The following is a 22,233-nucleotide window of genomic DNA, read 5'->3' on the forward strand; positions in this document are numbered from 1 at the left end:
TCCGGGCCCAGCCTAGAACAGATCGGCAGGCCCTCAAAGCCTGCTTCGGGCTTTACCCTTTCATCGGGAGGTTTCGATGAGCAGTGAGATTCCGGTCAAACAAATTGACCCATCTTCTGACCCCTCCGATAACAACAATAAACCCGGAAGCGTTGAACTCTACGCCAGTCGCAAGAAGATTTATGTCAAAGAGGTAAAAGGCTTCTTTCAGCGCATCAGGAATGTCAGCCTGTTGCTCTTGATGGGAATGTATTTTCTGTTTGTTTGGCTCACGCTAGACGGCCAGCCCCTCATCCTGTTCGATCTGCCGGCACGGGAATTCCACCTTTACGGAATGACCTTCTACCCCAAGGACTTCATCCTGCTCTCAGGGATGCTGATCATCTCGGCCTTTGGCCTGTTTTTTATCACAACCCTGTTCGGCCGGGTCTGGTGCGGTTACACCTGTCCACAAACCGTGTGGACCTTCATTTTCATGTGGGTGGAAGAACGCATCGAAGGCAGCCGAAATAAACGCATGAAACTGGACCAGGCGCCCGGGTCCGGTAGCAAATTGTTCAAGAAATCCGCCAAGCACACGGTGTGGATGCTGATAGCCCTGGCCACCGGCCTGACCTTTGTTGGCTACTTCTACCCCATCCGCGAGCTGATTGCCGACATCTTCACGTTGCAGGCTAATGGTTGGGCCTATTTCTGGGTCGCTTTCTTTACCGCCGCCACATACCTCAATGCCGGCTGGATGCGTGAGCAGGTTTGCCTGTACATGTGCCCTTACGCCCGCTTCCAATCGGTCATGTTCGATCCCGACACCCGGGTGGTGTCCTACGACCCCAACCGGGGTGAACCCCGTGGCGGGCGCAAGAAAGGTGTCGATCCGGCTGAGGCTGGCCTGGGTGATTGCATTGACTGCGGTCAGTGTGTCCAGGTCTGCCCCACCGGCATCGACATTCGCGATGGCCTGCAATACGAGTGTATTGGCTGCGCGCTGTGCATCGATGCCTGTGATGAAATCATGGACAAAATGGACTACCCCAGAGGCCTGATCCGTTACACTACGGAGAATGAACTTGAGGGCAAACCATCCAAGCTTCTGCGCCCGAGGACATTCGGCTACGGTGCGGCCTTGCTGCTCATGATGAGCGCGATCGTATTCACCATCGCCACCCGCGTTCCGGCCCAACTGGACGTGCTCCGGGACCGTGGGGCGCTATACAGCTTCAATGGCCAGGGCCGCATTGAAAACTCCTACACCCTGAAAATTGCCAACATGACCGAGGTACCCCAGACCTTCGTACTGTCCGTCCGGGGCCTGGAAGACATCCAGATTCTGACTCAGACCTCGGTGACGGTTCAGAGCGGCGAGAACAGATCGCTCCCAACTGTTGTCGATATGCCACCGGAATCGATCAGTCAATCCAACAATGAAATCTTCTTCCGCGCGCAATCGGAAACGGACGAGACGCTGATACTGGAAACTGAGAGCCGATTTGTCGGTCCAACGCGCTGACCAATGGAATGCGCAGCGACCACCCCCTGTTTTTATGAGAACGAATGATATGACTGAACAAGCCCCGATAGCCCCCTGGTATCGCCAACCCTGGTTCTGGTTTCTGACCATTTTCCCACTGGCGGCGATAGTCTGGTGCATCACTATGATCATCGTGGCATTGAACCTCGACGATACCATGGTCACGGACGACTACTCCAAGGAAGGCCGTGGTATCAACCTGCAGATTGCACGGGATCAAAAGGCGGCGGATCTGGGCATGGTGGCCGAACTGGCATTCGACCAGCGCACCATTGCCCTGGATCTCACTACCGCTGAGGGCCCGGCGGAGTTTCCCTACCTGATCCTGAACTTGTTCCACCCGACGTTAGCCGACCGCGACAGAACCGTGCAGTTCCAGAAGGTCGGCACCGGGCAATACCGGGGCAACATACTTGAGGACCTGGATGGACGCTGGTACTACGATCTGCGCGGTCCAGAGAACGATTGGCGCCTGAAAGGCGAGGCCTGGCTTCCGGCTGAGAACGGTCTGACCGTGAGCTCAGAAGGTACCGTTCAAGAGTGACCCGAGAGTGCTTTCACTGCGGTGAGCTGGCGCCGGGCAGCCCGGCCATTACCCTTGATCTCCGGGGCCAGGTCCGGCACTTCTGCTGCCAGGGTTGCAAGGCGGTTTGTGAAACCATCCATCAGGAGGGACTGACCGGGTTTTATGACATCCGCACCGAACCCGCTGCTACCCCACGTGAGCTGGCACGTTCGGAACTGGAGCGCATTCGGGAGCTGGACCACCCCCTGATCCAGAACACCTTTGTGACGCCGGTAAAAGCCGGTCAGGAAGCCCAGCTATTGATCGGTGGGATCACCTGCGCCGCCTGCATCTGGTTACTTGAAAATCACATGAAGCAGCAGCCCGGCGTGCTCACCTTCACCGTCAATCACACCACGCAACGCGCCCGACTGGTGTGGGCACCGGATCAGACCCGGCTGAGTGATCTTCTGATTGCCATTCATCGGTTGGGCTATACCGCCCGCCCCTATCAGCCCGATGAAGCCGAGCAGATGTTGAGAGCCGAGCATCGCTCCATGCTGATCCGGCTGGTACTGGCGGGCATCGGGTCGTTCCAGAGCATGATGCTGGCGTTCCCGCTGTACTTTGAGATGGTGAACGATCTCTCCCCGGATTTTGTCAGTTTCTTTCGTTGGTTCAGCCTTTTGATCGCCACGCCGGTGGTGTTTTACAGTGCGCGGCCATTCTTCAGTAACGCCCTACGGGACCTGAAGACACGACATCTCACCATGGATGTGCCGGTCGCAATTGCCATCGGCCTGGCCTACCTGGCCAGCGCCTGGGTAACCGCCTTTGGCGGCGAGGAAGTCTATTTCGAATCGGTGTGCATGTTCACCTTCTTCCTGTTGCTGGGCCGCTACATTGAAGTTCAGGCCCGATTCCGGGCTGGACTGACCGGCAACGCCCTGGCCGGTTTCCAGCCCGGCGTCGCGGCCCGAGTGCGCGGCGAAAACGTGGACGTGGTGCCAACTCGCACCATAGAGCCCGGAGACATCATCCGGGTCCGTCCGGGAGAAACCCTGCCGGTGGACGGCGAAATCGTCAGTGGCCAATCCACGCTCAACGAAGCCGCATTAACAGGAGAATATCTGCCGGAACCCCGTAACCCCGGCGACCAGGTGCACGCCGGCAGTATCAACGGCGAACACCCTTTGGACATCCGGGTAACCAAGGCCGGCTCCCAGACCCGACTGTCGAGCATCATGCGGGTACTCGACCGGGTACAGTCCGAAAAACCGCCGGTCTCGCTGATGGCCGACCGGATGGCCGGCAAATTTGTTGCCCGGGTGCTGGTTCTGGCACCGATCGTTTGGCTTGGCTGGTGGCTGGCCGGTGCCGATAATGCCTTCGACATCACCCTGTCGGTGCTGGTAGTCACCTGCCCCTGCGCACTGTCACTGGCCACACCGACCGCCATTACCGCCGCCACCGTAAAGCTGCGCCGCCTCGGGTTTCTGCCAACTCGCGGTCACACCCTGGAATCCATGAATACCGTGGATACCGTTGTTTTCGATAAGACCGGCACCCTGACCCGCGGCGAATTGAACCTGGTCAACACCACCGTCCTGGGCAGTCTGGATGAGACCACCTGCCTGAAACTGGCCGCCGGGCTGGAAAAACACTCGGAACATCCGGTCGCACGGGTCTTCCACGATGGCTCATCGTCCGCGGTTGAACAGGTGCGCAACCATCTGGGCGGAGGCCTGTCCGGAAAACTCGGCGATCAGAACCTGTTCATCGGCCACCGGGACTTTGTCCAGGGCTTTGTCAGTGCGCCCGCGCCGGCATCACCGGGCGCCCCAGGCATGGAAATCTGGCTGGCCTCGGACAATGAATGGCTGGCCTGCTTCGCGCTGGATGACCAGCCCCGACCGGATGCGGCCCAGGCCATTCGTGAGCTGCAGGGCCTCGGTATTCGAACGCTGCTGCTCAGTGGTGACCGCTCCGGACATGTCAAGCAGGTGGCGCAAACCCTGGGCATTACGGAGGCCATCGGCCAAGCCTCGCCAGAACAGAAGTTGGAAATTTTGGAACGGCTTAAGGGCGAAGGCCGGCAGATCATGATGGTAGGAGACGGACTCAACGACCTGCCATCCATGGCGGGCGCCGGTATTTCCGTTGCCATGGGATCGGCTGCGGATCTGACCCAGTTGCACGCCGATGCGGTTCTGCTGAACGGCCAGCTGGTACAGCTGATCGAAGCCCTTAAAACCAGCCGCAGAACCCGCACGGTGATCCGTCAGAACCTGGTTTGGGCGCTGGTTTACAACGTTTGCGCCCTGCCGCTGGCTGCCGCTGGCATGGTGCCACCCTGGCTCGCCGCGATTGGCATGTCGATCAGCTCACTGATCGTGGTTCTGAACGCCCTTCGGCTTGGCAAAGCCTCCACCCAGCCCCAGCATCCGCATAATCCGGCGGTTGGCGCTCAGGTTGCGTCCTGATACCGTGCTGTAAACAGTTTTCGCGAGGTCTTACCGTGCAAATCGTTATGATTCTGGTCCCACTGGTCCTCATTGTCGTTGCCCTGGGTATCGTCCTGTTCTCCTGGGCAGTCAAGAACGGCCAGTATGATGACTTGGAAGGCCCGGCCCACCGGATCCTGTACGACGACGACAAGGACATGATCCCGGACGAAGCCCGCACCGACTTGCCGGTCAGGAACGGTGACGAGAAAACGGAGAATCCTGAACAAGAGTCCAAACCCGACACCGACGGGGATTCACCGAAACACCCATGAGCCCGGAACTCTACCTCAGTTATCCCAGCGCCCTTCTTATTGGCCTGCTCGGCAGTACCCACTGCCTGGGCATGTGCGGCGGCATCAGCGCATCGCTGTCCATGGCCCTGCCGGTCGGCAGCGGCTTCCGGTTCCGGCAATCATTGATGTTGTTGGCCTTCAATGTCGGGCGCATTGCCAGTTATGCCGTTATTGCGGCCGGTGTCGCTCTGCTGAGCACCTCCGCCGCCAACCAGTGGGCCGAGCTTGGCGGGCTGCTGCGAACCATCGCCGGGCTACTGTTGATCCTGATGGGCCTGTCGATGGCTCAATGGTGGCAGGGTATCCGTTACGTAGAGCGCATTGGCGCGCCAGTGTGGGCCAAACTGTCGCCGCTTACCCGCCGGTTACTGCCGGTCCGGCATCCGGGCCAGGCACTGGCGCTCGGCGTACTGTGGGGCTGGCTGCCCTGCGGCCTGATTTACAGCACCCTTGGGTGGGCCGCGCTGCAACCAACCGTTGGCTCGGCGGCGCTCACCATGGTGTTCTTTGGACTTGGCACTCTGCCATCCATGCTGGCAACCGGCTACGCGGCGGGCTGGATCAGGGGGTTGCAAGGTAACCAGTTATTCAGGAAGGGAACGGCGGTCATGCTGATCGTATTCGGGCTGTGGACCCTGCCGCTGACTGCGTTTATGAGCCATTGACCGGATTACGCCAACCTGTCACGCACCCGGCCTGAACCACCGCCAGTCAAAGCCACGACGGCTAGATATTCAGCACGTCCAAACGACCGAAACTGGCCATATCTTCCGGCTCTGCTGACTGAACGCCCTGGTCGTTTGCGCCCCTAATGTTGGAGCCTCTATTTTTGGAACCCCGACGCTCCCCTTCACGGAAATCGTACAGCTTGTTATCGGCAAGGTGCGACGGTTCAACGTTACACAGGGCGCGGAACATGGTTTCCAGACGGCCCGGGTGCTGTTTGTCCCAACTCTGGAACATGTCCTTGATGACCTGGCGCTGCAGGTTCTCCTGCGAGCCACACAGGTTGCAGGGGATGATCGGGAATTCCCTCAGTTCTGCGTAGCGGGCAATGTCTTTCTCCCGGCTGTACGCCAACGGACGGATGACCGTGTTGCGTCCGTCATCACTGTGCAGAACCGGGGGCATGGATTTCATTTTACCGCCGTAAAACATGTTCAGGAACAGGGTTTCCAGCAGGTCATCACGGTGGTGACCCAGCGCGATCTTGGTCACGCCGTGTTCCTCAGCAAAATTATAGAGAATGCCGCGGCGCAGCCGGGAACAGAGACCACAGGTAGTTTTCCCCTCGGGGACCTTTTCCTTAACAATGCTGTAGGTATCTTTTTCTATGATGTGATACTCGATACCCAGCGCGCTCAGGTATTCCGGCAATACTTCTTCCGGAAATCCTGGCTGTTTCTGGTCGAGATTGACGGCGATCAGGTCAAACGAAACCGGAGCACTCTTCTGCAGGGCCAGCAGAATATCCAGCATGGCGTAGGAATCTTTGCCACCGGACAGGCAGCACATCACCTTGTCGCCAGCCTCAATCATGGAAAAATCGGCTATCGCCTGTCCGACGTCATGGCGCAGGCGCTTTTGCAGCTTGTTGAGTTCCAGTTTTTGGTGGCGCTCAGACTCAGCGCTCTGACCTTGTTCGGAACGGGCGATCATAGCTTCGGACATACCAACAACATTCATCAAATTAGTGAACGCAGAATTATACGCATCAGAGGGATCGAGTGACAGCAGCGCTTCCCTGAGAGCCTCGACTCCCCTACCATTGAACCATGAAAGATTCGACTTCAATGACTGCCCAGGCGGACAGTGACGGCCATTATGATGACGGCTTTCTGGGCCAACACATTCAACATCTGTTGGTGGCAGTAGAGCACGAGTTGCGCCGTGCCCCCGAAGGCATCAGTGAAATGGCGTTGATCAAGGCCTTGCAGCGCCCGCCCTGGCAACTGATCGGTGAAGTCTGTTACCACGATCCGGAGAAGCTGTATCCGGTTCATTTCCTGTTGTTTCATACCCTGTATCGGCTACGGGACCAGTTGGTTGAAGCCGGTGAAAGTCTGCAGATATCGCCACTGGGAATCCACCTGACCCTGGAAGACATTGTCGGCGGCCATGGCTTGCCTGACGAACCGGACCAACTACGGGCCTTTTATCTGGACTTGTCCCAGTACCGAATGCCAGAAGATGCGATTCAGCAGATGATGGATGACTTCTGGTCGGGTCGGCCCATCTCAGGGCCGGACTCGGAAGAGGTTCTGGCGGCTGCGCAGGAGCTGGGATTCAATGAAGTGCCCGGGAATTTTCTGGAGGTGAAACAGCGCTTCCGGCGCGCCGTCATGCACGCGCACCCCGACCGCGGCGGAGATACCCAGGGCATTCAGGTCCTGAACGAAGCATTTTCCGTGCTCAAGGCCTATTTCAGAAGCCCCGGCTAGCAGCACTCACGTAATCCTGTATTCACGATCCAAACGTCACAATCGAAAGGATGAATAGTTCATGGTAAGACGAACACTGCTGAGCTTTGCATTGAGCTTCGTTGCGCTTCCCGCGCTCGCCGATCTGGTGGTGCTCCAGTATCACCACGTCAGCGATTCCACGCCGTCCTCCACCAGTACCTCGGTGTCGCTGTTTGACGCTCAGATGGACATGATTGCGGATCTGAAGCTGGAAGTGGTGCCACTGCAAGCGGGCACCGAGCAGGCACTGGCCAGGGCTGAGGCTGACGGAGGGAACGACGAGCCCAATCAGTTGGCCATTACCTTTGATGACGCCTATGACTCGGTCTACGCCACCGCCGCACCGATACTTTCGTCCATGGACTACCCGTACACCGTTTTCGTCAACACCGAAGCCGTCGGACGCCACGGTTATATGACCTGGGAACAGCTGGCCGAGTTGGAACAACGGGACGGCGTTACCATTGCCAACCACAGTGCCGACCATGGCCACCTGGCCCGAAAGCCCGGCGAAACCGCCGAGCAGTGGAACAGCAGAATCGACCGCAGCCTGGACGCCGCTCAAGCCACGCTTGCGGAAAAACTCGGAACGGAAGCACCCTTATTTGCCTATCCCTATGGGGAGTTTGATGCCGCGCTGGAAGCAAAACTGGCTGAGCGGGATTGGTACGGCTACGGGCAGCAATCCGGCCCTATCGGCGAGAGTTCCAGTGCGACCCGGTTGCCACGATTCCCGATGGCCAACGCGTACGGTCAGTTGAACGGCCTACCGGACAAATTGCAAAGCAAGGCATTTCCGGTGTCCGCGGAAGAATTACCTGATGGCGTCATGACCAACAATCCGCCCGTGCTTACCTTTGCGCTGCCCTCTTCCATGAAGGCGTCCAGGCTGACCTGCTTCGCTTCTGGCCAGGGCCGCATCGACATCAACGTGGAGGATGGTGAGGTTCGGGTGCAGGCACCGGATGCCTTCAACAGCCGGCGTCTGCGCTACAACTGCACCCATCCGGCCGGCGGCGGTCAGTTTTACTGGCTGTCTCACCAATGGCTTGACCCCCAGCAGCCCGAAGACTGACCCCAGGGGGTCAGTCCTGCTCCACCATCTTCAGCCCCACTTCGCCTTGGGCGACGTGGGCAATGACCTTCGGTTTTTTTCCGGCGCCGGTCTCAATCACGGTTTGACCAGCAAGGTCCGAACTTCGGGTGTATAGAACAACCCAACGCTCGCCCTGGCCGGGAAAAACCGGCACCCAGGCTTCCAGAAAGCCCCGTCGACTCCAGGTTTCCGGCTCATAGGGGGTGACAAGATCGGTGACCAGGCGCACGGGTTCAAAGTCCCGGTCCAGAAACGCCAACGAAGGAACGAAGACGCCATTTCGGGCGTAGGATCGAAGCCGCATGATGAAATCCGGCCGCTTCGCCACGCTAGCCAGGTCAATCATCTGATAGCGACTGGTTCCCGTCAGAAAATTGTGGGTAGGCGACTGATCGGTAACATTGACCCCAAACTCCCTGCCTTGCTGCCATTCCACCGCGTCCCGAGTCTCCAGGCCCAGACAGCAGAACTCGCGGAATCGTTCAAAATAATCTCCACCCACTTCAATACCCAGGACCGCGTAGGCGTCGAGATTGCCCTGGTTCGTTGACTGGGCTGGCTTAAGGTCGGAGCCACTGTGGTAAACACTCGCGGGGGTAAGTTCGATGGGCGGAGGCACCAGGCCCTTCTCTTCATCACTGCGGGTATCCGGCCTGAAATAGCTGACCCGGACATTGCCTTGGGCATCCCGCCAGGTGAAATAGGGTTGGCGTTCGCCCGGGCGGACATAGCCGTCTTTCGCCAGCTCGTTGGCGTCCGGATAATTTTCCAGAGTGAACTCGGTCTCTTCGACTTCTGACAGGCCAGCCATTCCAGCCTCCATTGCGGGCGCCTCGGCAGTACTGGATTCAGGTGTTTCTGGCTGCCCACCGTGAGGGGCATTCGGTGCTGGCTCCTCTGCCTGTTTCTGGACGGAGGTGGCAACAATCGGTGAATAACGCACCCGCCCCTGCTCGTCCACCCAGGTGTAATAGCCCTCCCGTTCGGACACGGTAGAACCACCCACCTGGCAGCCGCCGAGCAAGGTCGCCAAACCCCAAATCATTGCGATTGTTGCCAACGTGCGCATGGTCATGGTGAACGGGTACCCCGATGTTGCGCGAGCCAATCAGAACTTGGTGCGGAAACTGAGGCCGGCCATAACAACCCGAAGCGAGGTCTTCACGTCGAGCCCGGCATAGGGGTTGTAGATAATGTTAGTGATGTTGTCACAGTTTAGGTTACAGCTGGTGTCGGCTGGAATGGTTTCAATGGAATGCAGATAGCTCAGGTTCATGTCGATCTCGGTGTCCTTATCCCAGCGATACCCCATCCCGATACTGTAAAGATTAGCGCCACCGAAGGGCGCCATGATGGAGCGCTGATCGTCCGGGATGACAGAGTCACGGATTTCCACTCCCGCCCTCAGGTCCAGCCGCGAAGACGCATGGAACTCGGCACCAAAGGCCCAGTTCCACTGGCTTTTGAAGCCCAGGGGCAGCCGAAGAGTGTTTGAAGTGGCGTTATCCGGAGAGAGAATCTTGGCGGCGTTCAGGAATTCCAGGTTGCGGTCGAAGCGGAACACAAACGCATCCCACTGGGCGTAGTCGGTCCAGCCAATGTCAGCATTAAGAGTCAGTTTTGGGTGCACATCCACACTGATGCCAGTCTGGAAATGCTGGGGGTACACCAGGTCCATGCTGACATTGCCAGCCTCCCTGGGGGCGCCGGATGGCAGACTGAGAATGGCGGAGGTGATGGCACCCAGCACCGAGCCATTGAGCCCCTGCCAAAACCCCGACCAGTCATCGGTGTACTCGATTTCAAAGCTGCCTTTGAGATTCATGTCGGCTTCGGAGGTGTAGCTGGCACCCCAGCTGAACCAGTCCGTGGGCTCCCACATCACGCCCAGGGCATAGGTGGGCGACAGAGTTTCCTGGACATTGATACTCAAGGCACCGATATCATCCCAGGGGCCGATGTTACCGCCACACAGCGCCAGCCATGGCTGCAGCGGCTCATCGCCGCTCTCGCAGTTGAAGGCGTCCTGCAGTATCTCGGCCACCCCCAGCAGCATGTTCGGTGCCCGCATGTACTGGTCGGCGGCGATGCCCATGTGGGACAGATGGATACCCGCTCCGACGGACCAGTGGTCGTTGATTTCATAGCCAATCGTGGGTGACAGGTAGGTAGTCCGCTGCAGCGCGGTCGCCTGCGGCTGGTACCGGCCCGGGTCGTCCTTGTCACGGTAAAAACCCGCCGCCAGAGGCAGATAGAAGGCATTACCAAAGGTGAGCTTGGAACCGGGCGGGTTGATGCTGATACCGGCCGAGGGTGCTACCGCAGGTCCCGGTGGTGCTCGAAGTATGCCGTAACCGGGCACATACAGGGCAACGTTGTTGGTGTGGCTGTGGGTGTTGGCGACCGGATCTCTCTGTCTACCCGTTAGCGGATCCGTTTCCAGGCCATCGATACCGAAAATCTCATAGCCATCCGGCGCGAAGAAATCGGCGTCGATGTCCAGATACACGTTCATCAGGGTGACTTCCAGCTGACGACCATCCAGCTTGGTGAGTCCCGCCGGGTTGTAATGGATCGCCATGATGCCTGGCGGATCAGCCGTCACCGCGTTACCCAACGCCAGTGCCTTCGGGTGAATGGTAAGGTTCTGTGCGAGCTGGGCCTCGGCACCACACGCGATGGTCGAGGCAATCAGGGCCGCAAGAATCTGCCTTTTGTGGCTGTTGTGTCCCATGAAGTCCTTCCCTTCCCGTAAAACGTCGACGGCACCAATCACTCTTTGAGGCCGGAGAAATTAATGGGCAGGGATACACCCAGGGAGAAGTCCGGGGCGTCCTCGGTCAAGCCAATACCAAGGCTGGTATTCACAATGGTGGTGTCACTGATCCGGGTGCCCAGCGACATACTCAGAAAGCCGGTCATCTGATCCTGGGCCACCGCCTCGTCACCATTGCTGAAGGTCAGTATCGTTTCGTCGTTGTAGCTGAGCTGTGCCGAGATACTGAGGGAAATGTCATAAGACAGGGAGTAGGCAAAACCGGCGGAACCGGACAGGCCAAAACCGGGATCCACCTTGATCAGCCGCCGGGCGCCACGGACCTGATCCAGACCGTCGACCTCAAAGTTGTAGGTCAGGCTCGTAGAGCCAAACACCACCACCGGATCCAGTACCTTGGAGAGGCTCAGGCCACCTGACAGGGAGTAATAACCACTGCCGGTGGATAGTTGCTCCTTGATATCGATTTCATATGGGCTCACGCCGGTCTTGGTGGTGAAGGTGCTGAACAGCGTGGTGGACATTTTTCCGGGCACATAGGCAAACGGCTGCCAACGCCCGGTAAAGGAAATATCTCCGAAGTCGTACACGGTGAGTTCGTCCTGGGAGTCGTATTTCACCACCAGCGGGACACGGGTACCGACAGTCAGGTTGTCCAGGAGGCCGTAGTCGTAGGCAAAAGCATTGGTGAAGTTGTGAGTGGCCGAGGGGACCACATCCAGATTCTCCACCGAATTGTCCGAAATGCTCAAATCAATACGCTGGTCAGCGGTATAGGAGTAATCAAACGAATAGGTCAGGGAGTGAATCCCTTTCTTCTGCAGCGAGTAGTTCTTTTCGGCAGCCTGGAACACCTCCTCGAGCTGGCGGGATGAATCCTCATCGCCCTCCTGCTTGGCCAGGGCCTCCCGCGCCTGGTCCACATTTCCTTCCTGCGCCAGGGCCATGCCCGGAAGCAATCCTGCCGTGGAAACAAGGATAACGCCTCGCGCAAACCAACGATTCATCCTGACTCCCTTATTTTATTTTTGGTTTCCTGGCCCAGGTAGGACCCCGGAAATTAGTTGCGACGGTAGTGCAGCTGTTTTCTTGTGTTTTCAACACTGCCATCGGGATTGTTTTTTTGGCGTTCCAGCAAGTTCTGGATTCGTCTTTCGGTGGCCTCGTGAAAGGCCGGAATTCGGTCCAGTGCCAGCAAGGTCATGGTCTGGTCGTCAACGAAGCGCAGGTCTTCCTCTTTCAGTTCGAGGTTGTCCAGTGGCTTGTCACTGCCCGGGAAGACAATGAACAACACGTTGTCGTCCCACTTGTCCTCAAACTCCGCCAGTAGGAAGGAAATATTCCCCACCGACGGATCGGCCAGGTACACCCGGCCATCCCGAATGGTTCGCAGCACCACAAAATGCTTGAATCCGGCATGATTGATCGGAACGATGGCGGGGTGGTCCAGATCCTTCAGGTCATCAATCGACGCCCGGAAGCCGCCGGAGGGATAACCCAGCGCAGTAACGAGGCGCTTCATATCCAGCATCGAGAAGGCACGGCGCTCAACAATGCGCTCGCTTTCTCCGTAATGGAGCAGGCCTTCCATTACCTGTCGCTCTGACAGGCTTCGCCCGAGGTAGAAATTCAGCACCGTGGTGAGTGCGGCACTGCCGCAGCTGTAGTCGTAGGCCTGGCGCACGATATTCCGATACTTCTGTTCCACCAATGGCTCTACCCGGGTATCGAAACGCAACAACACCGGCCCAGAGTCCACATCCTGCTCGATAACCACGCTGCCCTTTTCAAACGGCTCCACCACAGTGGCTTCCTGCACCATGGTGAATGTAAGAATGGATCCGGCGAGCACCAGCAGCATGTCAGACGAAGTCCCTGTTTTTATTGGTCATAACAATTTCGGGTTACACGTTGTTACGGTAAGATACCGAAAAGACCCCGCCCTGAAAGATAACTGTGCCTCAAATCTGTAGCCGCAGGCGCCGCCTCGTAAATCCGTTGTGAGAACTGGTTCAAGGCTTGGTTGGTGACCGCGCCATTAGTTGACGTCAACGGCCAAAGCGGGTATCAACGCGGATGGGTTTTCCACTTCCAGATGTAGATCCTGATGACAACAACATTGAATCCGGGACTGACTACTTTCATCGCCGCCAAAAACGCGATCCCACAGGCACCCACCGCACTGTTACCGCGGGAAGCGTTTAACGATTTCCTGCAGGGGCTGGGGCCGGTCAAGTTATTGCTGGTGCACGCACCGGCCGGGTATGGCAAGACCACGACGGTAGCCGAACGACTCCAAGCTCTGGAGCTGAAATCCGCCTGGTACAGGCTTGAGGCTAGCGATAACGATCCGGCTCGTTTTGGCAGCTATCTGGCCAATGCCCTGAATCTCACCACCGAGGGCGGCTGCCAGAATACTCTTCAGAGCCTCACGGATACTGGCTTTGAAAGCCTCGAGGCCCTGGTGACCAACCTTCTGGCGGAGTTGGCTCCAGCGGATGAGCCGTTATTCCTCGTGCTGGACGACTACCACCTGATTACCAATCCGGAAATCCACGACGCCATCCGTTTTTTGCTTCGGCACCTTCCTGCCAACCTGTACCTGGTGCTGCTAAGCCGAACCTTACCGCCGATTGGTGTGGCCCAGCTCCGGATGCAAGGATTGTTGGCCGAAATTACCAGCCGGGACCTGGCCTTCGGTGCCGATGAAGCCCAGGCGTACCTGGAAAAACGCTTACCGTTCGAACTGTCTCGTGAGAGCATCGAGCGCGCCGTGCGCCGAGTCGAAGGCTGGATTTCAGCACTGCAACTGTTATCGACCTCAGCCCCCACCAGTCAGGATTTCAGCGACTTCGTGGATCAACTGGAGTATGGCAACCAGCACATTTTCGACTATTTTGACGAACTCGTCGGCCAGGATCTGAGCGACCAGCAACGTACCTTCCTGTTGCGAACCAGCATCCTTGATCGGTTCAACGCCGGCATGGTGATGCGGGTGATGGATGATACCGATGGCCAGTCGCTGCTCAGCAGCCTGCTGTCCATGGGACTGTTCATTGCACCGGTCGATCCCTCGGCGCTCTGGTTTCGGTACCACCCGCTGTTCTCGGTATATCTGCGTCATCTGCTGACCTGCACCACCAGGGAAAACCAGCGCGAGCTGCACCAACGTGCCACGGACGCCTGGTTGGAACTGGATGATGCCGAAGAGGCTGCCAGGCACGCGGTGGCCGCCGAGGATCCCGAGCGGATTAACCGGGTGCTCGGCCTGCACGGCCGCAAGTTTTTCACCGAGGGCCAATTTACCCTGTTGCAACGCTGTCTTGATGCGCTGTCCCAGGACCAGATTGCCCAGGATCCGACCCTGACCCTGCTACGGGCCTGGGTCGCGCAGGGGCAGTACAAATTTGATGAAGTGGAAAACTGGCTGTCTGCCGCCGAAAACCGGTTGCAGGCCTCCATGAGCGAAGACACACAAAAAGCCGTGCACGGTGAGTTCAGCGCCATACGCGCCCAGGTTGCGATGAACTACGGCGACGGCGACCGGGCACTTACTCTGGCCCGGGAGGCGATTGAACAGGAAGCCCGCTTCCTTCCGACATCCCGGGTCGCGGCGGCATCGGTGATTGGTGAGGCCCTGTTTGTAAAGGGCGAACTTGAAGAAGCGCTGGCCCGCATGCAGGACACCGAGCACCTGGCCCGGGCTCACCAGGCCCACCAAAATGTCCTGTGGGCACTGTGCCAGCAAAGTGAGATCAGTGTGGCCATGGGCCTTCTGCAAAAGGCCTATAACATTCAGGAGCGGGCTTTCCAGTACGCCGAGGACAACCAACTCAACCATCTTCCGATACTTGAGTTCCTGTTCCGGATCCGAAGCCAGATCATGTGGGAGTGGCACCACCTGGAGAGCGCCGAACGTTGCGCCCTACAGGGCATCGAGATCCTAGAAGCCCAGGGCGAGCGTTGGTACGTACAGAGCTACACGTCCCTGGCCAAGGTGGCTCACGCCCGTGGGCGCCAAAGTCTGTGCGCCGATTACATCGGCAAAATTCAGAAGATGCTGGCCGCCGGCGACTACCACCTGGACTGGGTCGCCAACGCTCATGCGACCATGCTGTCCTACTGGGATGCCGTCAGGGATCAGGAATCGATTCAGCGCTGGTTAACGGCGGCACCACCCTGCGACCCGGCCAGAGCCACCAACCACTTTCACCAGTGTAACGGTCGTAACCGTGCCCGCGCTCTGATGAGTCTGGGGCGACTGCAAGAAGCGAAGCCGCTGCTGGAATCCCTGACCAGGGTTGCCGAACACTATGGCCTGAAAACCGACCAGAACCGCAATCACATTGGTCTGGCCTACCTTCACTGGCAGTTGGAGGACCGTGAGCAAGCCCTTGAACAAATGACCCTTGCCCTTCAGCAGGCCAGTACCACCGGTGCCGTGGGCAGCTTTCTACGGCTAGGTAAGGTTCTGATTGTTATCCTGAAGGCGCTGATCAACGAAGAAGCCATCGACGGCATGGAACTGCAGCGGGCGGAACGGCTCATTCAGCTGGCCCAACAGCAACGGGACTTCAGCCGGGCTATCCGGATTTCACTGGACGAGGCGATCATCCAGGACATCATCGATCGGCCGGACGTTCCCGAGCTGATCCGAACCTCGCCGCTCACCCGACGGGAGTGGCAGATCCTGAGCCTGATTCACGCCGGGCTATCCAACGATCAGATAGCGGAACACCTGAAAGTGGCCTCCACCACGGTGAAAACTCACATCCGAAGCCTGTACCAGAAGCAGAATATCAGCCACCGGTCCGCGGCTATCGAACTGGCCAAGGATCTGCTGAGCAAGATTCAGGGCGAATAGACCTCTCAGGCTCACGCTTGAGAGGCTTCTTTGGTCGATAATGGTGCTCAGGTGCGGGCGAGTGCTGCAAGCTGACGATCCTGTACCCGCCCCAGCAGAACCAGGGCAAGGATGGCACCGGACAGCGCCCACGCCATATCTGACTGGGTATCCCAGACATAGCCCTGGGTGCCCAGGAACGCCTCGGCGGCCTCGTCGCTGAGGAGCGCGACCCACCATTCGATCAGCTCGTAAAAGGCACTCACCGCCAGACAGAAACAGACAATAAAAAACGACGGCCAGCCCCGCCGGGCAAACACCTCGAACCGAATCACCAGTTCCCGTGCGATCAGCGCGGGCACAAACCCCTGGGCAAAATGCCCAAGCTTGTCGTAGTTATTGCGTTCCCATCCCAGCCACTCACTCAACCGATCGAACAATGGTACCTCGGCATAGGTGTAGTGGCCTCCGACCATAAGAATGATGGCGTGCGCCAGGATCAGCCAATACACCATGGGCGTCAGTGGAAAGCGCAGGTAACACCAGGCCACCAGTACAAACCCGATAACCGCTGGCAACACTTCGAGGGCCCAGGTGGCCCGATCTTTGGGAGCAATTGCTGACCAGATCAGTACCGCAAGAAAAGCCAAAGCCCAGATCAGGGCTGGCAAGGATCTAGATGTCATGTTTCTTCCACATGGGTAACGATAGTGGCGCTGATGCAATTCAGCGCATCGGCGGCGCAGATATCAATCACTGGTTGCCGGCAGGAATTGTCCGAACCCCATCTCCCTACCCAGCTCAGGTTGCAGTTTTTCATCGGTCACTGCCGGGCGGCCATTGATTAGCACGTGTTTCACGCATCCCGGCACCCGGTTTACCATGCGATCAAGCCCGAAGTTTTCCATCTCGGCCCAACTCACCTGCTCCAGATCCTGATTCAAACCTTCTGGATGGATAATGGTGATGTCAGCCCGATCACCTTCCCGGATATGGCCAGCTTCAATACCCAGCCAGTCGGCCTGCTCACCGGTAAGACGATGCACCGCCCGTTCCAGCGACATCACCGGACTACTCTGCTGGTGACTATCCCATACCAGTTTCAGGAACCGCAGCGGAAGGTTGTAGAACGCCATATTGCGAATGTGGGCACCAGCATCTGAGAAGGTGATCAGTGCATGGGGGTTCTTGACCATTTTCCTGAGCCTATCCTCGCGATGATTGCCGATAACCGTAAACCAGCGCAAGGCCCGGCCATGGGCAACCACCGTATCGAGGAAAAAGTCCACTACGTGAACACCCCTTTCCGCGGCCAGCTCAGAGAAGTTACGCCCGACCAAGGTCTGGTCCGGGCAGCCAAGGATGGTGGCGTCGCCGAAGTCCCGCTGCCAAACCCGGGGCGACAGCTTGTCCCGGTAGAATTTCCGGAAGGTGCGGCGATAGGCCTCGTCTTGCAACAACTCATTGCGCTCGAGCTGATCGCGCACGTCCAGCGCCATTTCGCCGGCCCCGAATTCCTCAAACAGCACGACGTCCATGCCATCGGCATAGATGGCAAAGGGCGTCGGCAAGAGTTGCCAGCGAAAGTTGCCACGAAGAGCGTTGGCAATCCAAGCCACCAGGTTGGCCATGGGCCGAACGGTAGGATTCCCCTTCAGGTCGATCATCGCAATCAGCGTGGTTTTCAGCGGCTTACGAAACCACCCCAGAGTCTCCCGCAGATACTGGGTAACCTGAAGCGGATTGGCAGCATTGGGCGCGCCCTGATGCACCCGGCCGTAGCGACGCAACAGCCGGTTAAGGCGACTTACCTCACGCCAACGGGCATAGGTGCTGGGCAGACTCTTGGACCACTCCCGGTCGCCGTCCACCTTGTCCCATTTCAGGCACATGGTCGACAACCCCAGGAAACCCAGTTGCAGGGCCTCCGCCAGTAGCTGCTCCATCCGCCCCATTTCTTCCGACGTGGGGGTCACTTTACGATCCGTGGCGCGGTTGAGCCCCATCACTCCGACCCGCAGATCGCTGTGGCCCAGGAAACTGATGACATTGGGACCGAGCGGGTGCTGGCGGATGAAACTCAACCAGCCCGACGGCGTACGCCAGTTCTTGTACTCCTGAAGAATGGGCAGCACTTTTTCCCGGGGCACCGTCTCCACCCGGGTAAAGATATCCGAGGCGTCTTCCGCGTCCGAACAGACCATGCTCAGAGAGCAGCTGCCGATCAGCACTGTAGTAACGCCGTGCCGCACCGACTCGGACAACGACGGCGAAACAATCAGTTCGGCGTCGTAATGGGTGTGAGTATCCAGGAACCCTGGCATCACCCAACAACCCTCCGCATTGATCACGCGATCTGCCAGGCTGACATCGGGTTCTGAATTGAATACCCGCTCGACCCGACCGTCACGAATGGCAACATGGGCAATACTGGAGGGCGCACCGGTACCGTCAAAATAACGTCCGCCGAGGATCAGCGTGTCGTAACGCGTCATGGAGTAGAACTCCCGTTTTGTTGTTTTGCTCTTGTTATTTTCTTGGACACCAGTCTAGCCAGCGGCGCGGAATTTTTCCCTGTTTTTTCGGGTCATCCTCAACGCTCCTGAATTCGCACTCCCGCGTCCAGCTGGCTGTCCGGGTGGCGCACCACCCGATCACCTTCGGCCAGTCCATCCAGGATAACCGTATCCAGGCCATTGCTCCGGCCCGTCGTTACCGGCGTGCGCTCGGCCCGGCCCTCAACCGCCCGAAAAACCTGGTCCTGACCGGCTTCCTGGAACACCGCCGAGGCCGGCACCCTCAGTACGTCCTCGGCTTCCCACAACACAAAGGTGGCATCCACCCGGTAGCCATCCCCCAGTGTCTGCCAGTCATCAGGGGGACTCACTAAATCCGCCACCACCTGCACCCGTTGTTCTTCCACGCCCAGGGCAGAGATATCCTCAAAGCCCACCGGTTCCACACGTCTCACCGTTGCCTCGAGGGCGGGGCCACCCCAGCCGGTCAGGTGAACCCGAATTCCCGACGCCAGTTTTACGGCATCAAAACTCAGCACTTCCACCACTATCTCGAGCGCGCCAGGATCCCCCACCTCAAGAATGGCCTCGCCAGCCTGTATCACGCCCTCGCTCTCGCGAACCAGGCTCAACACGGCACCCCCCACCGGGGATTTAACGGGCACCCGCTCCACCTCACCATTACCGGACGATCGGGCGGCCGACACCTCCAGCCGGGTGCGTGCGGCCCTGAGTTCATGGGCCATCACTTCCTCATCGAAGCGGGCCGACCGCAGAATTGCCTGGGCCCGGGCATCGGCCGCTTCCGCCTGCTGCAGCCGATCTTCCGACACGAACCGGCTATCGCTCAGGGCCCGCAAACGCACCAGTTCTTTCTGGGCCAAGGACGCCTCGGCCTCCGCCGCCGCCACTTTCTGGCGAACCGAATTCAACGCTGAGCTGGCGGCACCAACTCGGGCTTCGGCTTCGGCCCTGCTGCGGGCATCCAGGACACTGGCAGGCATCGGATCGACCTCGGTCAGAAGTTGTTCGGGGCTGACCGGATCGCCCACTTCAAGGGAAATCCTGTGCAAGTACCCCGATACCGGAGAGGAAACCAGGTAACGGTCTTTGACCCGGGTTTTGCCCTCCTCCGTGATCGACACAACCAGTGCGCCCCGGGTCGCCGGCGCCAAATCCACCCAGACCGGATCCGGACGCAAAGTCACAAACAAGGCACCCAGCGCCAGGGCAATGAACACCGCCCAGAACACCCACTTCGCTGAGACACGTTTAGCTGCCATAACCGATTCCTTATCCGTAAGCGCCCGCCCCTGACGTGACCATGCTCACTCCCTGGTTTTCAAAACGGCGACAAGATCCAGATGCCGAAGACGCCACCAGGCAACACCACCGGACACTATGGCCGAAACAAACACCACCGTCGCCGAAATACCCAGCGTGTGCGCGGTAATCGTCAGGGGAACCCGGTACAGTTCCGTTTGCATGGCAGTGATGATCATCCAGGCCAGCCCCTGACCGAACAGCCAGCCGCCGACGATGCCAACCACCAGCATCACCGCCATATCTCCAAACAGAATGTGGGCGATCTCGTTATGGGTGTAACCCATTACCCGAAGACTGGCCAGTTCACGGCCTTTTTCAGCAAGGGCAATCCGTATGGTGTTGTAGATCACGCCAAAGGCAATGATGGCGCCGAGCAGGCTATTGAAAAAGGTGAAGGTCAGAAAGGTGCGTGCCAGGGTGTCGTAAAAACTGTCCAGCATGGCCTGCCGAATGCCGATACCAAGCACTCGCGGCGCCTCCCGCAGGCTTTGATAAACGTCATCGTTACTGGCTGGATCCACCGACAACAAAATCTGGTTGATCACGGGCCCCTCCCCTAAAGCCCGATTCAGGGCCGGCAGCCGCATGTACGCACCCACTCCGAGAAACTCACTGGTCACGCCGGCGACCGGCACAGAGAAGGTTCGCCGATCCCCTTCCAACATCTCGACTCGCAGGTATTCTCCGGGACTGACGCCAAGCTCTGTCGCCAGAAAATCGGTCAGCAGCAGGCCGTCTTGCGGGAGCGTCACCGACTGCAGATTCTGATCCACCACGAACTGCAGCCGAGCCTCGGCCGGCATGCCATGCAGCGCGCTTCGTCGATCACGATGGCCGTGCACCAACCGTACCGCCACTGAACGCCGGCCTTCGGCGTAGCGAATTCCCGGCTGACGCTGCAGGCCAAACAGCACTGCCGCATTCGCTGGCTCGACCAGGGTCGCGGTCAGGTCCTGTTGCTGAACCCGGGCGAACTCGGTCTGAACCATGAGCGAAACGGAATCGAACTGGAAGTTACCAACCATGACGATCGCCGTCGCCATGGCTATACCAACCATCGACAACAATGCACGCAAGGGCCGGCGGGCCATCTGCCGGATAATCATGCGCGAAGGCGGGCTCAGGCGAAGACCCGAGAACCACCGTTCGGCACCCACCATTCGAAATCGCGCTGGGCCCTCCGGGCGCATGGCTTCAGCAGGGGGCAAGGCCGCCGCCTGGCGTATGGCCCGCCAACCACCGAGCCAGGCCACAAAGGCGGTGACCAGGATCAGCAGCGCGAGCCAGGCTGGATTGAGGCGGAACAACAGGCCCGGAAGACGATAGAACTCCATATACAGCTCACCCAGCCCGCGACCTAACCAGATACCGGCGACCAGCCCCAGAGCAAGCCCAAGGGCGGCAATGGACAGCACCAATTGACTGTAGTGCCAGGCAATCTGTCGATTGCTGTAGCCAAAGGCTTTCAGCACCGCAATGATGTCACGCTGGGTATTCACCAACCGGCTGATCACCACGTGCAGCAGGAACATGGCAACGCTCATGAAAATCAGGGGGAAAACCGTCGCCATAATCTTGAGCTGATCCAGATCATCACTGAGGAAGCGGTGGGAAAACTGATCCCTGCGGGAAAAGGCACCGGTGGCACCGTAACGGTCCAGTTCCCGATCCAGGTCATGAATGACCGAGGCCAGCGGATAACCCGGCTGTACTCGGACAACGACACTATTAAAGGCACCCCGCATGTCCATGGCCGCCGACAGCGATTCCTGGCTGAGCCAGAGTACACCGAAGCGTTTGAAATCCGGCAGCATGCCACCGGGCGGCAGCACATAGATGAACTCCGGAGATTCCACGATGCCGGTAATTATCAAGGTCTGCTTGCGGCCATTGATGATCACCGAAAACCGGTCACCCGGCCGCAACCCATGAGCCTCGGCAAAGGCGCCGACAATTGCGGTTTCAGCGTTGCGTCCGGGCGCGGGTAAACGTCCCTGCCTGACGAACAGCCGATTGACCTCTGGTTGACCGCTCTCCGGCACCGACAGCACTCTGGCCGACACAGGTTCTGTGAAGCCCGGAAGCTCCAGTTTTGCCGCTGCCTCCACCCGCGCGCTCAAGCGGACGACACCGGGAATCTCCGAAACCCGGTGCAATGCCTGCCTTGGCGCACGTTTGAGCGGTGCGAAGACCTCGGCGAACTGATTTTGTTGGTAATACAGTTCGCGGGTCGCGTTCAGGGATGAATACGCCACCAACGACATGACACAAACCGCAACACCGCCGGCAATCACCAGGGCAATAGCCAGCACCTGCCCCCTCATCCGCCAGAGTTCCCGCCGCAACTTGGTGCCAAGCACACTCCGGGCGAGAAACATCAG

17 protein-coding genes are annotated in these 22,233 nt (G+C 58.6%); 8 read left to right on the plus strand and 9 right to left on the minus strand.

Features of this window, described 5'->3' with window-relative positions; translation table 11 throughout:
- Positions 1 to 76 precede the first annotated feature (76 nt).
- Genes ccoG through FCS96_RS17640 form a run of 5 tightly spaced genes read left to right on the plus strand, consistent with a single transcriptional unit; the run spans position 77 to position 5,498 of the window.
- A complete protein-coding gene (gene ccoG / locus FCS96_RS17620; RefSeq protein ID WP_138441677.1) occupies positions 77 to 1,507 on the plus strand; it encodes a cytochrome c oxidase accessory protein CcoG in 1,431 nt (476 codons plus the stop codon).
- A gap of 49 nt (positions 1,508 to 1,556) precedes the next feature.
- The gene (locus FCS96_RS17625; RefSeq protein WP_138441678.1) at positions 1,557 to 2,072 is read left to right on the plus strand and encodes a FixH family protein; all 516 of its coding nucleotides are present in this window, start codon (positions 1,557 to 1,559) and stop codon (positions 2,070 to 2,072) included.
- A complete protein-coding gene (locus tag FCS96_RS17630) occupies positions 2,069 to 4,516 on the plus strand; it encodes a heavy metal translocating P-type ATPase (protein WP_138441679.1) in 2,448 nt (815 codons plus the stop codon). The genes FCS96_RS17625 and FCS96_RS17630 overlap by 4 nt, the downstream gene beginning before the upstream one ends.
- A 47-nt stretch (positions 4,517 to 4,563) precedes the next feature.
- The gene (gene ccoS / locus FCS96_RS17635; RefSeq protein ID WP_407658116.1) at positions 4,564 to 4,812 is read left to right on the plus strand and encodes a cbb3-type cytochrome oxidase assembly protein CcoS; all 249 of its coding nucleotides are present in this window, start codon (positions 4,564 to 4,566) and stop codon (positions 4,810 to 4,812) included.
- Positions 4,809 to 5,498 carry a sulfite exporter TauE/SafE family protein gene (locus FCS96_RS17640; protein WP_138441681.1) on the plus strand — a complete coding sequence of 230 codons (690 nt, stop codon included), beginning with the start codon at positions 4,809 to 4,811 and terminating at the stop codon, positions 5,496 to 5,498. Before ccoS ends, FCS96_RS17640 begins: the two co-directional genes overlap by 4 nt.
- A 61-nt stretch (positions 5,499 to 5,559) precedes the next feature.
- On the opposite strand, the gene ttcA is transcribed toward FCS96_RS17640, so the two are convergent.
- Positions 5,560 to 6,504, minus strand: coding sequence for a tRNA 2-thiocytidine(32) synthetase TtcA (gene ttcA, locus FCS96_RS17645; RefSeq protein ID WP_138441682.1), 945 nt, complete (start codon positions 6,502 to 6,504; stop codon positions 5,560 to 5,562).
- A 122-nt stretch (positions 6,505 to 6,626) separates the two neighbouring features.
- On the opposite strand from ttcA, the gene FCS96_RS17650 reads away from it, so the two are divergent.
- Together FCS96_RS17650 and FCS96_RS17655 are read left to right on the plus strand one after the other, a co-directional pair.
- Positions 6,627 to 7,274: a DNA-J related domain-containing protein gene (locus FCS96_RS17650; protein WP_228264154.1), complete on the plus strand. Its 648-nt coding sequence runs from the start codon at positions 6,627 to 6,629 to the stop codon at positions 7,272 to 7,274.
- Between the two features lie 61 nt (positions 7,275 to 7,335).
- Positions 7,336 to 8,370 (plus strand): polysaccharide deacetylase family protein, encoded by a 1,035-nt coding sequence (locus FCS96_RS17655; RefSeq protein WP_138441684.1) that lies wholly within the window; start codon positions 7,336 to 7,338, stop codon positions 8,368 to 8,370.
- A 10-nt stretch (positions 8,371 to 8,380) separates the two neighbouring features.
- On the opposite strand, the gene FCS96_RS17660 is transcribed toward FCS96_RS17655, so the two are convergent.
- The 4 genes from FCS96_RS17660 to FCS96_RS17675 all read right to left on the minus strand — a co-directional run bounded on the left by FCS96_RS17660 (position 8,381) and on the right by FCS96_RS17675 (position 13,028).
- Positions 8,381 to 9,436 carry a MalM family protein gene (locus FCS96_RS17660; protein WP_138441685.1) on the minus strand — a complete coding sequence of 352 codons (1,056 nt, stop codon included), beginning with the start codon at positions 9,434 to 9,436 and terminating at the stop codon, positions 8,381 to 8,383.
- A 63-nt stretch (positions 9,437 to 9,499) separates the two neighbouring features.
- On the minus strand, positions 9,500 to 11,125 hold the full coding sequence (locus tag FCS96_RS17665) for an OmpP1/FadL family transporter (RefSeq protein WP_138441686.1): 1,626 nt from the start codon (positions 11,123 to 11,125) through the stop codon (positions 9,500 to 9,502).
- Positions 11,126 to 11,163: 38 nt separating this feature from the next.
- Complete coding sequence (locus FCS96_RS17670; protein WP_138441687.1) at positions 11,164 to 12,174, minus strand: transporter; 1,011 nt, start codon at positions 12,172 to 12,174, stop codon at positions 11,164 to 11,166.
- Between the two features lie 53 nt (positions 12,175 to 12,227).
- The gene (locus FCS96_RS17675) at positions 12,228 to 13,028 is read right to left on the minus strand and encodes a C39 family peptidase (protein ID WP_138441688.1); all 801 of its coding nucleotides are present in this window, start codon (positions 13,026 to 13,028) and stop codon (positions 12,228 to 12,230) included.
- Positions 13,029 to 13,274: 246 nt separating this feature from the next.
- On the opposite strand from FCS96_RS17675, the gene malT reads away from it, so the two are divergent.
- On the plus strand, positions 13,275 to 16,031 hold the full coding sequence (malT, locus tag FCS96_RS17680; RefSeq protein ID WP_138441689.1) for an HTH-type transcriptional regulator MalT: 2,757 nt from the start codon (positions 13,275 to 13,277) through the stop codon (positions 16,029 to 16,031).
- A 47-nt stretch (positions 16,032 to 16,078) separates the two neighbouring features.
- Here the strand turns inward: malT and FCS96_RS17685 are convergent, their stop codons facing one another.
- From FCS96_RS17685 to FCS96_RS17700, 4 genes are all read right to left on the minus strand, one after another.
- The gene (locus tag FCS96_RS17685; protein WP_138441690.1) at positions 16,079 to 16,696 is read right to left on the minus strand and encodes a DUF2238 domain-containing protein; all 618 of its coding nucleotides are present in this window, start codon (positions 16,694 to 16,696) and stop codon (positions 16,079 to 16,081) included.
- 63 nt (positions 16,697 to 16,759) lie between these two features.
- On the minus strand, positions 16,760 to 18,505 hold the full coding sequence (locus tag FCS96_RS17690; RefSeq protein ID WP_138441691.1) for an N-acyl-D-amino-acid deacylase family protein: 1,746 nt from the start codon (positions 18,503 to 18,505) through the stop codon (positions 16,760 to 16,762).
- A gap of 98 nt (positions 18,506 to 18,603) precedes the next feature.
- The gene (locus FCS96_RS17695; RefSeq protein ID WP_138441692.1) at positions 18,604 to 19,809 is read right to left on the minus strand and encodes an efflux RND transporter periplasmic adaptor subunit; all 1,206 of its coding nucleotides are present in this window, start codon (positions 19,807 to 19,809) and stop codon (positions 18,604 to 18,606) included.
- Positions 19,810 to 19,854: 45 nt separating this feature from the next.
- Positions 19,855 to 22,230, minus strand: coding sequence for an ABC transporter permease (locus FCS96_RS17700; protein ID WP_138441693.1), 2,376 nt, complete (start codon positions 22,228 to 22,230; stop codon positions 19,855 to 19,857).
- Positions 22,231 to 22,233: the final 3 nt, after the last annotated feature.

The sequence above is a fragment of the Marinobacter alexandrii genome, assembly GCF_005871205.1.
In the GTDB taxonomy this organism is placed as follows: domain Bacteria; phylum Pseudomonadota; class Gammaproteobacteria; order Pseudomonadales; family Oleiphilaceae; genus Marinobacter; species Marinobacter alexandrii.

What these genes read in the sequence shown, in the direction of transcription:
- ccoG (WP_138441677.1), top strand. Translation starts at nt 77, where the DNA reads ATGAGCAGTGAGATTCCGGTCAAACAAATTGACCCATCTTCTGACCCC.
- FCS96_RS17625 (WP_138441678.1), top strand. Translation starts at nt 1,557, where the DNA reads ATGACTGAACAAGCCCCGATAGCCCCCTGGTATCGCCAACCCTGGTTC.
- ccoS (WP_407658116.1), top strand. Translation starts at nt 4,564, where the DNA reads ATGATTCTGGTCCCACTGGTCCTCATTGTCGTTGCCCTGGGTATCGTC.
- FCS96_RS17640 (WP_138441681.1), top strand. Translation starts at nt 4,809, where the DNA reads ATGAGCCCGGAACTCTACCTCAGTTATCCCAGCGCCCTTCTTATTGGC.
- ttcA (WP_138441682.1), bottom strand. Translation starts at nt 6,504, where the DNA reads ATGTCCGAAGCTATGATCGCCCGTTCCGAACAAGGTCAGAGCGCTGAG.
- FCS96_RS17650 (WP_228264154.1), top strand. Translation starts at nt 6,627, where the DNA reads ATGACTGCCCAGGCGGACAGTGACGGCCATTATGATGACGGCTTTCTG.
- FCS96_RS17655 (WP_138441684.1), top strand. Translation starts at nt 7,336, where the DNA reads ATGGTAAGACGAACACTGCTGAGCTTTGCATTGAGCTTCGTTGCGCTT.
- FCS96_RS17660 (WP_138441685.1), bottom strand. Translation starts at nt 9,436, where the DNA reads ATGATTTGGGGTTTGGCGACCTTGCTCGGCGGCTGCCAGGTGGGTGGT.
- FCS96_RS17665 (WP_138441686.1), bottom strand. Translation starts at nt 11,125, where the DNA reads ATGGGACACAACAGCCACAAAAGGCAGATTCTTGCGGCCCTGATTGCC.
- FCS96_RS17670 (WP_138441687.1), bottom strand. Translation starts at nt 12,174, where the DNA reads ATGAATCGTTGGTTTGCGCGAGGCGTTATCCTTGTTTCCACGGCAGGA.
- FCS96_RS17675 (WP_138441688.1), bottom strand. Translation starts at nt 13,028, where the DNA reads ATGCTGCTGGTGCTCGCCGGATCCATTCTTACATTCACCATGGTGCAG.
- malT (WP_138441689.1), top strand. Translation starts at nt 13,275, where the DNA reads ATGACAACAACATTGAATCCGGGACTGACTACTTTCATCGCCGCCAAA.
- FCS96_RS17685 (WP_138441690.1), bottom strand. Translation starts at nt 16,696, where the DNA reads ATGACATCTAGATCCTTGCCAGCCCTGATCTGGGCTTTGGCTTTTCTT.
- FCS96_RS17690 (WP_138441691.1), bottom strand. Translation starts at nt 18,505, where the DNA reads ATGACGCGTTACGACACGCTGATCCTCGGCGGACGTTATTTTGACGGT.
- FCS96_RS17695 (WP_138441692.1), bottom strand. Translation starts at nt 19,809, where the DNA reads ATGGCAGCTAAACGTGTCTCAGCGAAGTGGGTGTTCTGGGCGGTGTTC.
- FCS96_RS17700 (WP_138441693.1), bottom strand. Translation starts at nt 22,230, where the DNA reads ATGTTTCTCGCCCGGAGTGTGCTTGGCACCAAGTTGCGGCGGGAACTC.